Here is a 13126-nt window from a genome sequence, read left to right on the forward strand (position 1 = left end):
GGCCCCGCCCCCCACCAGTCGGCGCCCCGCCAGTAGAGCTCGTTGTGCAGACAACGCCCCGCCTCCGAGGTCGCCCAGTTCGACACCTCGTACCAGGAGAACCCCGCCCCGGACAGCCGCTCCTCGGCGATCAGGTACCGGTCGGCGTGGACGTCGTCGTCCGTCATCGGCACCTCGCCCCGCCGGATCCGGCGGGCCAGCTGCGTGCCCTCCTCGACGATCAGCGCGTACGCGCTCACATGGTCGGGACCCGCGCCGATCGCCGCGTCGAGCGAGGCGCGCCAGTCGTCGTCCGACTCCCCCGGCGTGCCGTAGATCAGGTCGAGGTTGACGTGGTCGAAGCCGGCCGCGCGGGCCTCGGCGACGCACGCCTCGGGCCGGCCGGGGGTGTGGGTGCGGTCGAGGACCTTCAGCACGTGCTGCCGGGCGCTCTGCATGCCGAAGGAGATCCGGTTGAAGCCACCGGCCCGCAGCTCGGCCAGGTAGGCCGGGCCGACGGACTCCGGGTTGGCCTCCGTGGTGACCTCGGCGTCCGGCGCGAGACCGAACTCCTCGCGGATCGCGCCCAGCATCCGCACCAGGTCGCCCGCGGCGAGCAGGGTGGGCGTGCCTCCGCCGACGAACACCGTGCGCACCGGGCGCGGGTCGTCGCCGAGGACCTTGCGGGCCAGCCGGATCTCGTCGACGAGGGTCTCGGCGTAGTTGTCGCGGGAGGCGAGCACGCCGCCGGTGCCGCGCAGCTCGGTCGCGGTGTAGGTGTTGAAGTCGCAGTAGCCGCAGCGGGTGGCGCAGTAGGGGACGTGCAGGTAGAACCCGAGGGGGCGGTCGGCCGCCCCGGCGAGCGCGGACGCGGGCAGCGCGCCGTCGGCGGGGACGGGCTCGCCGTCGGGGAGTGCGGAAGGCATGTGCTCCATTGTCCCGCACCCGGGCCGTGTCCCTCCGCGCCGCCCGAGTTCCCGGCGACCGCCCGCCGGCTGCCACCGGAGGCCCACCGGCTGCCCGGGTCCCCCTCGCGTCTCACTCCGCCTGGAGCACCAGCAGGGCCATGTCGTCCGCCGGGGGCCGTTGGTCGAACTCGTGCACGAGCTGCGTGATCCGGTCCGCCACGGCCCCGGCCGCCATCCCGGCGCAGCCCGCCAGGGCCCGGGCCAGTCCGTCCCCGTCGTCGAACTGCCGCGACCCGGAGCGCCGCTCGGTGACCCCGTCGGTGACGCAGAGCAGGGTGTCGCCGGAGTACATCTCGAAGGTCTCACTGGTGTACCCGGCGTCCTCGACGACCCCCAGCAGCGTCTGCGGCTGGGCGACGGCCCGCACGCCGCCCTCGGGGTCGAGGAGCAGGGGCAGGGGGTGGCCGGCGGAGGCGAGGGTGCAGCGGACGCCGCCCTCGAAGGGCACCAGCTCGCCGTACAGCAGGGACAGGAAGCGGGTCTGGGGGCCGTCGCCGGGGGCGGCGGGCCGTGCCCCGGCCGCCACCAGCGCGCGGGCCGCCGCGTCCGCCGCCTCGGTGGCGTCGTCGAGGAGGAGCTGGTTGAGCCGGTCGAGGACGTCGGCGACGCGGTGGCCCTCACGGGCCAGCAGCCGCAGCCAGGGGCGGACCAGGCCGATGACGACGGCCGCCTCGGGGCCCTTGCCCTGGACGTCGCCGATGGCGAAGCACCAGCGCCCGTGACCGGCCGGGAAGAGGTCGTAGAAGTCGCCGCTGGGGCCGCCCTTGTCGCACGGTTCGTGCACGAGGGCGCTGCGCATACCGGGGATCTCGGCGACGGCGCTGGGCAGCAGGCCCCGCTGGAGCACGGCGCTGATGGTGGCCTGGCGGGCGTACTGCCGGGCGGCCCCGATGGCGAGCGCGACCCGGCGTCCGAGGTCCTCGACGAGACCGGTGATCTCGTCGGGGAAGCGGTCGATGCCGCCGCGCCCGATCACCAGGGTGCCGAGCGGGCGGCCCCCGGCGACGAGCCGGTACGCGAGCGCGGTCCCCGGGGGTGCGAGGGCGGGCCCGTCCGCCTCCCCGGCCGACGGTGCGCCGGTGTCTCCGGACACGGCGCACGCCTGCCCGTCGACGCCCCCGGACACGGGGTGATCCGACCCGTCGGCGTGCCCGGACACGGCGGCCGCCGTCCCGTTTCCGCCCTCCGCGCCGGTGGCCCGAGGCCATGGATACGGCACCGGCCCGGTGCCGAGCGGGTCGTCGGCCTGGGGCGGCGGGGTGCGTTCGAGCGCCCGGCTCAGGTCCTCCACCAGATGCTCGCTGGCGTGCCAGACGCGGGCGAGGCGGCCGCCTGCACCGGGCCGGCCGCCGTGCGCGGTGGCCTCGTCCTCCAGCCAGACCGCGCACCAGTCGGCGAGCCGCGGCACGATCAGCTGGCCGGTGAGCGAGGCGACCAGGTCCTCGTCCAGCTGGCCGGCGAGCAGGTCGGACGCCTCGGCCAGGAAGGACAGCGCGCCCCTGCCCAGCCAGGCGCCGTCGCGTCCGGGGCGGCGGGCCAGCCAGTCGTCGCCGTACGAGGCGGCCCGCCAGGCGTCCCGGGGGCCCTCACGGAGGCCGGCGCGCGGGGTGAGGGGGTCGAGCGGGTCGGACGCGAGGAGGGCGGCGGCGCGCAGGTCCCGCGCCGGGGCGCGCTCCCCCGCGTACGCCGCGGCCGGGTCGGCGGGCGCCTCCCCGCGCGTCGGCAGCCGCGCCCACACGGTCTTGCTGCCGGCGCGGTAGGTGACGCCCCAGGATTCGGCGAGCGCGGCGACCAGGCGCAGGCCACGACCGTACTCGTGGGTGTCGTGCGCCGGCGCCTCCGCGACGTCGTCGCGCGGCGCGCGGGAGGGGTGCCGGTCGGCGACCTCGACGACGAGCGCCCCCGTGTCCTCCTCCAGCCGGCAGGTCAGCCGCACCTCGGTGCCGGCGTGCACGACCGCGTTGGTGACCAGCTCGCTGGCGACCAGGGCGGCGTCGTCGCCGACGCGGCCGGTGAGGAGGTCGGCGCCGTCGGCCGAGGTCTGCGCCCACTCGGTGAGCGTCTTGCGCAGCAGCGCGCGTGCGGAGCCCGGCGCGAGGGGACTTCCGGACAGCGTGGCCTCCACCCGCGTGCTCCCCCGCGGGTCGGGGGCGCACGAGGTGGTCTCCCGTTGGGTCGGAATGGCCCGCATGGGCAGCTCCCCGGGCAGTTCGTACGAATAGAGCCTCGATCGCTTGCCGACAGGGTGACAGAACGAACCCGCCCCTAAGCGTGGAGTCACGAAAGTGGATCGCTTGTCGGGGGGACAGTGCTACAGATTCGGTCAGGAACCACGCCACAGCCGCTCGTTTTCGGTCATCTCGGAACGCGAAGAGACGGGCCCGCGCCGACCCCGGCGCGGGCCCGTCGACGCGGGGCTCAGGAGAACGCGCGGCTCAGGAGAAGTCGAGGACCAGGCGCCCGCGCAGTCCGCCGGCCTCGAGCAGGCGGTGCGCCTCGGCGGCGTCGGAGGCGGGCAGGACCTTGGCGACACGCAGGGACAGCACGCCCTCCTCGGCCTGCCGCCGCAGCCCGTCCAGCAGGCCGGTGTCGCCCCGTACGCTCGCCACGAAGACCGGGGTCACCGTGACGCCGCGCTCGGCGGGGCCCTGCCAGCCGCGCAGCGCGACGAGGGCGCCGCCGTCCGCGACCGCGGGGACGGCCTCCTCGCGCTGGTCGGAGCCGTCCACCAGGCCGGGAACGCCGTCGGGCGCCACTTCCCGGATGCGGGCGGCCACCTCCGCGCCCCGCTCGACGACGTGGGCTGCGCCGAAGCCGCGTACCAGGTCGCGGTCGTGCGGGGCGGCGTCCGCGACGACGGTCAGGCCGTCCGCCCGGGCGAGTTCCACGGTGTAGCCGCCGACGGCGCCCGCCGCGCCGGTCACGGCGAGGGTCGCGCCCTTCGGCAGCGCGAGGGTGTCGAGGGCCAGCCGGGCGGTGGCCGCGTTCATCAGGAGGGTGGATGCCTCGGCGTGGCCGGTCCCGGCGGGCGCGGGGACGACGGACTCCGCGGGCACGACGATCTGCTCGGCGTAGGCGCCGTGCGGGCCGGTGGGCACGACGAGGGCGACGACCCGTTGCCCCACGCTCAGCCGGCCGTCGGCGCCGGGGCCGAGCTGGTCGATCACGCCGGCCGCGTCCATGCCGGGCACGTACGGGGGCGGGACGTCCGTCGTCCGGGCGGCGTAGACGCCGGTGCGGAGCATGGCGTCGGTGGGGTTCACGGCCGCGGCGTGCACCCTGACGCGGACCTCGCCGGGTCCCGCCTCGGGGGTGGGGAGGTCCAGCTCCCGCAGGACGTCGGGACCGCCGTAGGTGCTCAATCCGATTGCCTTCATGGCGAGAGGCAACCGCGCCGGCCCGCGTCCGATTCCCGGAATCGGCCACGGGAAGCGGAGGGACGGCGTCGGCCGACGCTAAACCGGCGTGAACGCGGGACGGAGCATAACTCCACCATCATGCGCGCATGGCCATTTGACGCAGAGGCAGTCAAGTTGCGTGATTAGACTGCCGAGTTGGTCGAAGCCTCAACGTTGGGGGATGCATGGCACAGAGCGGGCAGCACATGCCGCTGGAAGTTCAGCACATTCGGAAGGCGCTGCTGAAGGAGTTCGGGGAGATCATCTCCATGGACGACTTCGTGAAGAAGGACCCCAAAGAACGTGAGACGGCCTTGCTGTCGCGGGCGGTCTCGGCGAAGGCGGCCCGGATCCTCACGGACTGCACGTCGGAGGAGGCGGCGGCCGGGGTCATCGACGGCCGTGACGACTTCGGCATCGACTGTGTGGCCTTCTCCGCCTCCGGCTCGGAGATCTATCTCATCCAGGCCAAGTGGAAGGACAAGGGGACGGCCAGCTTCGACACCGAGGCCGCCCTCAAGCTGATCCACGGGCTGAAGAAGCTCGACAACCGCGACCTCGACCACTTCAACGAGCGGCTGCAACTCCTTTCGGACCGCATTCACGGTGTCCTCAAGCTGCCCACGTGCAAGGTGCACCTGGTGATCGCCCTCATGGGCGACGGCCGTCTCTCCCCGGAGACCGCCAACATCCTGGACGAGGCGGCCGACGAGTTTGGCGGACAGGGACGGACCGTCGCGTACCGGGTGGTGAATCAGGCCGAGTTCCACCGGGCCGTCCGAGAGGACCTGGAACCCCAACCCATCACCCTCAGGGCGACCATGAACCGGGAGTGGTATGCCCGTGAGACCCCGTTCAAGGCGGTGATCGGTGAGGTCAGCGCCGATCAGCTCGCCCGCTGGTACGGGGGCAAGGACGAGGGCGAGGGGCACGGCGAGCGCCTCTACGACCGCAATGTCCGCCGTTCACTCGGACTGACCGGCGTCAACCAGACCATGGTCGACTCCATGCTGGAGGACCCGGAGGGCTTCCTCTACCGGCACAACGGCATCACCGTGCAGTGTGACGAGATCATCCAGGAGTACCCCCTCAAGCGGGCAGTGGGCCAGCCGACCATCCTGACCCTGACCAACGCCAGTGTCGTCAACGGCGCTCAGACGGTTACTTCCGCGTTCCGGGCCTACGAAAAGGACGCGGAGGCCACCGAGGAGGCGTACGTGATGGTGCGCGTCATCTCCCTGGACGGCACGCCGGAAGGGTTCGGCCGCTCCATCACCAAGGCCACCAACACCCAGAACCACATGGAGCGCCGGGACTTCATTGCGATCGACCCGGTCCAGAGCGAGATCCAGAAGGACTTCCGCATCTCCCTCGACAAGGAGTACGTCTTCCGGCGCGGCGAGCTGGACCCCGCGCCCGAGTCGGGTTGCTCGGTCACCGAGGCGGCCACCGCCCTGGCCTGTATGCACCGGGACTCCTCGCTCGCCGTGCGGGTCAAGGGATCAACCAACGCCCTGTGGAGCGAGGGACCGGGCGGCGCCTACACACGCCTCTTCGGACAGCAGCCGAGCGCGCTGCAGATCTGGCGTGCCGTCCAGGTGCTGCGGCTCGTGCGTGACGAGCTGACGAAGACGCGGGCGAAGCTCTCCGGCCGGCCCGCCTCGATCGCCGACAGCGGGACTCTCCTCATCGCCCACCTGGTCTTCCAGCGTGTCGGAAGAGAGCGCTTCGAGGAGCCGGAAGGCGACTGGGAGGGCGTGCTCGCGGAGATCCCGAGCCAGGTGAGCTCCGTACTGGCCTGTCTGATCAGCATGGTCGACACCCTCTTCACCCCGAAGAGCTTCGTCACCAGTACGTTCGCGAACGAGGAGCGCTGCGCACGCCTGGTCACGGCGGTACTCGGGACTCTCAACCGCGGGGTGGGACCCGATTCCCCCATGAACCTGGCCGCGCTGATGAAGACCGCCGGGCCCGGCCGACAGCGCAGGCCGCAGACCGTGCGGCTGCTGATCGACCACGACGCGATCGAGGAGGGCACGCGTCTGGAGTATGCTCCGAGCGCCGTGGAGGAGCTCGCCATCGGCGCCTGGCTCAACGCCGACCCCCGGCGCCGCCGCGCGAGTTGGGTCAACGACCGCAGGAACCCGCTGCTCTGGGAGGCCGACGGCAAGCGCTACTCGCCCACGGGACTGATCTCCCAGATGTGGAACGAAGCCGACTGGAAGGAACAGTGGAGCGCGGTCCAGGGGCCCAAACAGTGGCGGGTGCCGGGTGAGGGAACACTGGTCGAGATCGCGGAACGGCTGTGGCAGCGGATCGCGGCCGGGGAGGCCGCCGAGGACGATCACCTGTCGTGACCGGGCGGCTGGGGCAAGGGCGCGAACCGGCGGGGAGGCGCCGGTGCTCACAAGTCGTAGGAGCCGTCTCACCTCGGCGGACCCGGCAACTCGGCCCATACGGTCTTTCCTGCGGGGAAGCGGGGTAGAACCCCCCACCGGAGCGCGAGCGCGCCCACCAGGACCAGGCCACGCCCGTGCTCGCCGTCCGGGCACGGTGCCGGTACCGGCGTGGGCAGCCGCTCGCCCCTGCTGTCGGCGACCGTGATCCTCATGCTGCCCGAACCGCCTTCGGAAGGGGCGACGAGGGCCATCGTGAGCAGGAAGTCCCGCCCGGGAACGCGGCCGTGGGTGACAGCGTTCGCGGCGAGTTCACCCACCACGAGTTCGGCAGCGTCCAGATACTCACTGCCCCGGCCCCACCCCCAGTCCACCAATTGCTCAGCCGCGAGGAGGCGGGCAAGGCGCGCCCCGCGCCGGGTCGAGCTGAACTGCTGACGAAAGGGCGCGGGCGCGGGAACTCGGCGAGCCAAGGTGGCTCGGTTACGGATTTCATAGTTCACGTGACAGAGAGTGTCGGGAGCGTCGTACGCTGACCAGAGGAACCATCGGTACGGCACGCGCCTGTACCGCCGTTGTCGGTTGCGTGTCCGTGCCGACGGACGTAACCGGTTGGCGGTCGGGCGGGTTGGGGGATGCGTGATGACATCGGAACCCCGTCAGAACATTGCCGAAGGCCGCCCCGAGCCCCCGGAGGACACGGACGGTCTGCTCGATCTGAACAGGGCTGTGGGCAGACAGGTCAAGCTGCTGCGCGAACGCGCCGGCCTGACCCAGAAGGAGCTGGGCGACCGGCTGGGGTACGGCGAGGACCTGGTCTCGTCCCTGGAACGGGGCCGCCGCACACCTCAGCCCGAGTTCCTCGACGCGGCGGACGACCTGCTCGGCGGCGGAGGGCTGCTGAAGGCGACGAAGGAGGACGTGGCGCGGGCGAAGGCACGGGCTCGGGTCCGGCATCCGGCTTGGTTTCGGGACTATGCGCGACTGGAGGGAGAGGCAGTTGAGGTCAATGACTACAGCAGCCACGACATCCCCGGTCTGTTCCAAACGGAGCGCCGGGCCAGAGCCCTATACGGCATGCGCACCCCGCTGTTGGATGAGGAAACCATCGAACAGCGCGTTACCTCGCGTCTCGCGCGCCAGGACATTCTCACCAAATGGCCACCTCCCATGGTCACGGCGGTCATCGAGGAGTCGGTACTGCGTCGGCCGATCGGCGGCGCGGAAGTACACAAGGAGCAACTGGCCCACCTGCTCGCCCTCGGTCGCTTGCGCAGCGTGGAGCTGCAAGTCATGCCGATGGAACGGGACGAGCACGCAGGGATGGGGGGACCCTTCATTTTGCTGACGCCCAAGGGGAAGCCGCAGGTGGGGTACGTCGAAGTCCAGGACATCGCACGCCTGGCCACAGACGCTGAAGAGGTCCGTATCCTGACCGCACGGTACGGCACCATCAGGGCCCAGGCGCTGACTCCCAAAGAGTCTCTGGCGCTGATCGAGAGGATGCAGACAGAACTATGAGTGCCGAAAGCACGAGACTCACATGGCAGAAGAGCAGCTACAGCGGTAACGAAGGCGGCGCCTGCGTCGAGGTCGCGATAGACACCTCTGTGATCCACATCCGTGACTCCAAGGACGTGGACCGGCCGTCCCTCTCCGTGCACGCGCATGGCTGGGCGGCGTTCGTGGCCTTCGCGGCGGCCGACTGAGTGAGCAGGTGGTGGGAGGTCGGCTGCGCGCGTCCGACCTCCCACCACCGCTCTCCTCGCCTACGGCAACGCCTCCGCGACCTCACGGAAGTGCGCGGCCGCGTTGTCGAGCAGGCCGGCGATCTCGGTGGCGATCTCCTTTGGGGAGCCGAAGTCGTCCATCTCCGGGGCGAGGTTGGCCGGCAGGTCGAAGTTCACCGTCGAATGAGCCAGCAGTTCGTCCACCGTGTACCGGCGGAAACGTTCTGACTCGGTGCGCTCGGTGCCTTCCGGCAGGCACGCAGCGACGAAGTCGTCGAAGTCGGCTTCCACGACCGGGTTTCCAGTGTCGGTGCGGTGGTTGCCCGTGCGCGCGTCGTAGACCCACAGCTCCCGTGTGACGGGACGGCCGTTCGGCTTGGGCGTGGCCTTGGTGAAGAAGAGAACGTTCGACTTCACGCCCTTGCGGTGGAACATGCCGGTGGGCAGCCGCAGCAGCGTGTGCACGTCGCAGTTACTCAGCAGGGCACGCCGTACGGTGGCCGCGGCGCCTCCGCCGAACAGCACCCCGTCGGGCAGGAAGAGGGCGGCCCGCGCGCCTGACCTCAGGGTGACCATGAGGTGCTGGAGGAAGTTGGTGGGGAAGTCGCCGTAAGCCAGGAAGTCGTCCCGCATGGTGGCGTTGGGGACCACGCCGTCGCTCTTGAAGGGCGGGTTGCAGATGGCCACGGTGGGAAGGGTGCTGTCCGCCCGCACCACGGGTACTTTATGCGTGAGGGTGTCCGCCAGCCGGACTGGCGCGGGGTCGGAAAAGGGGCGCCCGGTGTTGAACAGGATGTTCAGGGTGGCGAGTCGGCACATCTGGGCGTCCAGGTCCGCTCCGGCGATGGCGGCCGGGTCGGTGGACTGCAGCGCCTGGTGGGCCGCGATGAGCGTGGAGCCGGTTCCGCAGGCCGGGTCGATGACGGTGTCCTCGGGTCCCACCTCTAGCACCTTGACGACCGCGCTCAGGACAGGGGCGGGCGTCAAGGTCTGACCGGTGTCGATCTTGCGGTCGATGTCCTCCCGGCAGGCGCGCAGCATGAGGGTGAAGGCACGTCCCAACTCGGTCTGGGGTATGAGCCGCCACTGGTAGGGGTCGATCTGCTCCGTGATCAGCTTGGCGAGCTCGGCCATCCGGCCGAGGTCCCAGGGCTGCGCGTCGCGGAAGACCATGGCGGCGATCCGCCGGTCGAGACGGTCGGGTGCCTGGTTGTCGAGCTCCCGCATGAGATCGGTGAGACCCGAGTGCAGGGCATCACCGCTCAGATCGGTCAGCCTCGGCCAAGTGCCCTCAGGAGCGACGGACTTCCGGGCGAACCGCCCCGGCCGCTGGGAGCGCTCATGGTCCAGCTTCAGGAAGAGCAGGTAGCCGACGTGCTCCACGAACTGAAGGCGTGTGATGGCGCGGGTGCTGGTCTTCTCGTCATAGAAGCGCAGGAGGCGCACGGCGATGTCCTCGCCGGTCCAGAGCGCTTCCGGCACACCTCCCGCCGCCGCTCCCGCCACGCCGTTGCCGAGCCCGTTGGCCATGCTTCACCCAGTCTCTGTGTCGGTCCCGGAGCGGAGTGACCACCGCCGGGACCTCTGGGCAGGTTGATCAGAGGGCCGAGAGCCCGGCTACCGCTCCTGGTCTTGGTCTGTCTCTTCGGTGGTGCCGGTGATGGTGCTGTGCGCGGGATCGCTCGCGGCTCGGTCTGCTTCATCGCCGGTGCTCGTCGTACCGACGGCCTTCTTCAGGGCCTGAGCGACGGCGGTGAACTCGGCCAGGGCGCTTTCCAGATCGTCCACGATCTCCTGAGCGATCACGTCCGGTGGCGCGAGCGTGGCAGAGGAGGCGGAGGCGGACTGAAGCACCGTCAAGTCGAGGTTGACCTTGTCACGTGCGATCAGCTCATCGTACTCGTAAGGCTGGAAGCACTCACTGGGCTTTCGGGCCGAGTAGTCCGCGCCCCCGGAGTGGAAAGCGGCGACGAAGTCGTCGAGGTGCTCGCGACGCAGGGCGCGCTGCTTGAGAGTGAAGCGCTGGTCGGTGCGGAAGTCGTAGACCCAGAGCTGCTTGGTGGCGGGCTTGCCGCCGGGCCGGGGCGGGACCTTGTCGAAGAACACAACGTTCGCCTTGACGCCGTTGGCGTAGAAGATGCCGGTGGGCAGACGCAGCAGGGTGTGAACGTTGGTGAGCTCCAGGAGACGGCGGCGAATCTCCGCGCCGGCGCCGCCCTCGAACAGGACGTTGTCGGGCAGAACGAGCGCGGCCCGGCCGTTCGTCTTCAGCAGGGTGTAGATGTGCTGGACGAAGTTGAGCTGCTTGTTGGTGGTCTGGGTCCAGAAGTCCTTGCGGGCGGTGTACGCCTCACCCGTCACCGAGCCCACGCCGAAAGGCGGGTTGGCGAGGACGATGTCGTAGAACTTGTGGGGCGACTTCGCCAGGGAGTCCTGGACCGTGATCAGCGGGCGGCCCTCGGACGTACCGATGCCGTGCAGCAGCATGTTCATCAGCGCGAGCCTGGCCGTCTCCCGCACCAGTTCGTAGCCGGTGATGGCGCCGGTCTGGAGCTTGCGGCCCTCGTCGCCGTACAGCTCGTCCTCGTAGCGCTCGGCGATGTGCGCATGCGCGGCGATGAGGAAGCCGCCGGTACCGCAGGCGGGGTCGGTGATCGACTCTCCGGGCTTGGGCTGCACGCAGTCGACCATGGCGTCGATGAGCGGGCGGGGCGTGAAGTACTGGCCGGCTCCGGTCTTGCGGTCCTCGGCACCCCGCTGGAGCAGGCCTTCGTAGGCGTCGCCCTTGAGGTCCTGGTTCTCGCGGGTCCAGACGTAGGGGTCGATCAGGTCCTTAACGAGCCGGTCGAGGACGGCGGGCTCATGGATCTTGTTCTGCGCCTTGGTGAAGACCTCGCCGAGCATGGTCCCGCCCTTGCGGCCCAGCTCCCGCAGGATGTGCTCGTAGTGGTCAAGGAGGTCTTCGGACGAGCGGCTGGTGAGGCTGGCCCAGTCCAGGCCCTCGGGGACCAGCGGTTCCTCCGGCTCGTTCCTGCGGAACCGCGCTGGACGGTTGGCCCGCTCGTCGGCCATCTTCAGGAAGAGGAGGTACGTGAGCTGCTCGACGTAGTCGAGGGTGGAGACACCGGAGTGCCTGAGCAGCTCGCAGTAGGACCAGAGGCGGTTGACGAGCGTCGAGGTCGTCTCACCGGCGGACCGGCGGGTGGCGCTGTTCACTGAGGCGGGGGTGGTGCTCATGAGGGCAGTTCTTCCTGACCGGGCGGTGTGGGGCGGGGCTTGCGGGCGGCGCGCTTACGAGGGACTTTTGCCCCGTATACGGCACGGATCCGGTCAAGCATCACCGATGCCGGTTCATCGGCGGGGTCCTGGGGGACGAGGGCGCCGGTGAAGGCGGCGTGGAGGAGGGAGGCGCGGAGGTCCCGGGCTCGGGCCAACGCATCTTCTGCCATGGCTCGTGCGATCGCCACACTTTCAAGGTGGAGCTCAATCGTCTTCACGAGCTCTTCCTGAATCTCACGGGGTGGAATCGGCACAGGAAGCAGCTTGATCTTCCGAAGACTGATCGATGCGAGGTTCACCGACTGGGTTCCGTTGCGGTCACACCAGGACTTACCGAAACCGTTGGCGTGCCATGCCAAGAGCTTGGGATGAATCTCTGCATCGATCACACGCGCCCGGAACACATGGTTCTGATGGATGCAGTTGTCGATTTGCCCGTCCCAGACCCAACCGCGCCCAAGCTTATCCCTGTCGCCGCCTTCATTGAGAAGCACATCGCCGCGCCTTAGACGAAGCGCCTCCGCCTTCTCCAGCGGAACACGAATGGTAGTCACCTTATCCAGAACTATTTCCCCACGCTGCACATTGGCAACACGCAAATAGGGGACTTCCACGTAGTCCGGGTCGCCTTGACGCTTGCTATCTTTGGTGATTCCACCGACCACTGAAGCGACCTGCCCCAGACGTGACCATTTCCAGCCAGCGGGGAGTTCGGGAATCTGACCGTCGTCGATATCAGCCTTCGCCAAAGGAGCGGGAAAGAGTTCACACTCTTCCAGGCAGCCACGAGAACCCAGACTGGTCACCTGTTCGGCCATTTTCGTAGCATTGGACAGCGCGGTCGATGCTGCTTCTTCACCCGCCTCGATCCGTGCGATCTGCTGCTCGACTTCAGCCACGATCCGCAACTGTTCCTCATGAGGCGGCACCAAGATCTCGGTGCCCATCAGCCTGGACATCTCCAGCGAAGCCACCGTCGTACCATGTTTGCGGCAGTTCTCCAGAATGTGCCGCTCACGCTCCCGGACGGCCCAAGCGAGCCAGCGCGCATCAATGCCGTGGTGCGGAACGACCGCTTTCATGTCCTGATTCAGCGTCACCTCGAACGGCACAAAGGCCACAGGAACCTTCCGCACTAGAATGCCGGAGCGAACCACCAGCGCGACAGAACCGGGCGGTACGAGCTTTACGGGGGAATCATCCAGCGCCGACTCGTGGATCAAGTCTTGCGTGGCCATAAGAACATTCGGGCCCATGTCCTTCGGGGAGAGCCACGGAATGGTGCCGTCCGTCCAGAAGCCCGGCCGCTTCTTGGACGGAGTACCACCGCCGAGCCACTCGCCGAGCTCCCCCAGCGTCGCCCGAGCCCCTGTCCC

The 13126-nt window shown here is 69.7% G+C and carries 10 protein-coding genes; 3 read left to right on the forward strand and 7 right to left on the reverse strand.

Features of this window, described 5'->3' with window-relative positions:
• The 3 genes from CCN29_RS23385 to CCN29_RS23395 form a co-directional block, all read right to left on the reverse strand.
• Positions 1-905 (reverse strand): coproporphyrinogen-III oxidase family protein (locus tag CCN29_RS23385; RefSeq protein WP_086684307.1); only part of this gene is annotated, 905 nt, incomplete at its 3' end.
• A gap of 112 nt (positions 906-1017) precedes the next feature.
• Entirely contained in the window at positions 1018-3138 is a 2121-nt protein-coding gene (locus CCN29_RS23390; RefSeq protein WP_031062789.1) for an ATP-binding SpoIIE family protein phosphatase, read from the reverse strand.
• A gap of 244 nt (positions 3139-3382) precedes the next feature.
• Positions 3383-4324 (reverse strand): NADP-dependent oxidoreductase, encoded by a 942-nt coding sequence (locus CCN29_RS23395; RefSeq protein ID WP_086684283.1) that lies wholly within the window; start codon positions 4322-4324, stop codon positions 3383-3385.
• Positions 4325-4530: 206 nt separating this feature from the next.
• On the opposite strand from CCN29_RS23395, the gene CCN29_RS23400 reads away from it, so the two are divergent.
• Positions 4531-6702, forward strand: coding sequence for an AIPR family protein (locus CCN29_RS23400; protein WP_086684286.1), 2172 nt, complete (start codon positions 4531-4533; stop codon positions 6700-6702).
• 68 nt (positions 6703-6770) lie between these two features.
• On the opposite strand, the gene CCN29_RS23405 is transcribed toward CCN29_RS23400, so the two are convergent.
• Positions 6771-7244: an ATP-binding protein gene (locus tag CCN29_RS23405; protein ID WP_442538464.1), complete on the reverse strand. Its 474-nt coding sequence runs from the start codon at positions 7242-7244 to the stop codon at positions 6771-6773.
• A 139-nt stretch (positions 7245-7383) separates the two neighbouring features.
• Here CCN29_RS23405 and CCN29_RS23410 point away from each other — a divergent pair, with 139 nt between their 5' ends.
• Both CCN29_RS23410 and CCN29_RS23415 read left to right on the forward strand, forming a co-directional pair.
• Entirely contained in the window at positions 7384-8262 is an 879-nt protein-coding gene (locus tag CCN29_RS23410; protein ID WP_086684293.1) for a helix-turn-helix domain-containing protein, read from the forward strand.
• Positions 8259-8450: a DUF397 domain-containing protein gene (locus tag CCN29_RS23415; RefSeq protein WP_086684295.1), complete on the forward strand. Its 192-nt coding sequence runs from the start codon at positions 8259-8261 to the stop codon at positions 8448-8450. The genes CCN29_RS23410 and CCN29_RS23415 overlap by 4 nt, the downstream gene beginning before the upstream one ends.
• 60 nt (positions 8451-8510) lie before the next feature.
• On the opposite strand, the gene CCN29_RS23420 is transcribed toward CCN29_RS23415, so the two are convergent.
• The 3 genes from CCN29_RS23420 to CCN29_RS23430 all read right to left on the reverse strand — a co-directional run.
• Entirely contained in the window at positions 8511-10001 is a 1491-nt protein-coding gene (locus CCN29_RS23420) for an HsdM family class I SAM-dependent methyltransferase (RefSeq protein WP_086684298.1), read from the reverse strand.
• Positions 10002-10088: 87 nt separating this feature from the next.
• A complete protein-coding gene (locus CCN29_RS23425; RefSeq protein ID WP_086684301.1) occupies positions 10089-11708 on the reverse strand; it encodes a type I restriction-modification system subunit M in 1620 nt (539 codons plus the stop codon).
• Positions 11705-13126, reverse strand: a 1422-nt coding sequence (locus tag CCN29_RS23430) for a restriction endonuclease subunit S (protein ID WP_143661367.1), incomplete at its 5' end; no start/stop codon positions are given. The genes CCN29_RS23425 and CCN29_RS23430, both read right to left, overlap by 4 nt.

This window comes from Streptomyces pseudogriseolus, from assembly GCA_002154585.1.
GTDB lineage: Bacteria > Actinomycetota > Actinomycetes > Streptomycetales > Streptomycetaceae > Streptomyces > Streptomyces pseudogriseolus.

Bases quoted from the DNA above. Each gene is read 5' to 3' on its own strand.
- CCN29_RS23390 (WP_031062789.1), bottom strand. From the start codon at position 3,138: ATGCGGGCCATTCCGACCCAACGGGAGACCACCTCGTGCGCCCCCGAC.
- CCN29_RS23395 (WP_086684283.1), bottom strand. From the start codon at position 4,324: ATGAAGGCAATCGGATTGAGCACCTACGGCGGTCCCGACGTCCTGCGG.
- CCN29_RS23400 (WP_086684286.1), top strand. From the start codon at position 4,531: ATGGCACAGAGCGGGCAGCACATGCCGCTGGAAGTTCAGCACATTCGG.
- CCN29_RS23410 (WP_086684293.1), top strand. From the start codon at position 7,384: ATGACATCGGAACCCCGTCAGAACATTGCCGAAGGCCGCCCCGAGCCC.
- CCN29_RS23415 (WP_086684295.1), top strand. From the start codon at position 8,259: ATGAGTGCCGAAAGCACGAGACTCACATGGCAGAAGAGCAGCTACAGC.
- CCN29_RS23420 (WP_086684298.1), bottom strand. From the start codon at position 10,001: ATGGCCAACGGGCTCGGCAACGGCGTGGCGGGAGCGGCGGCGGGAGGT.
- CCN29_RS23425 (WP_086684301.1), bottom strand. From the start codon at position 11,708: ATGAGCACCACCCCCGCCTCAGTGAACAGCGCCACCCGCCGGTCCGCC.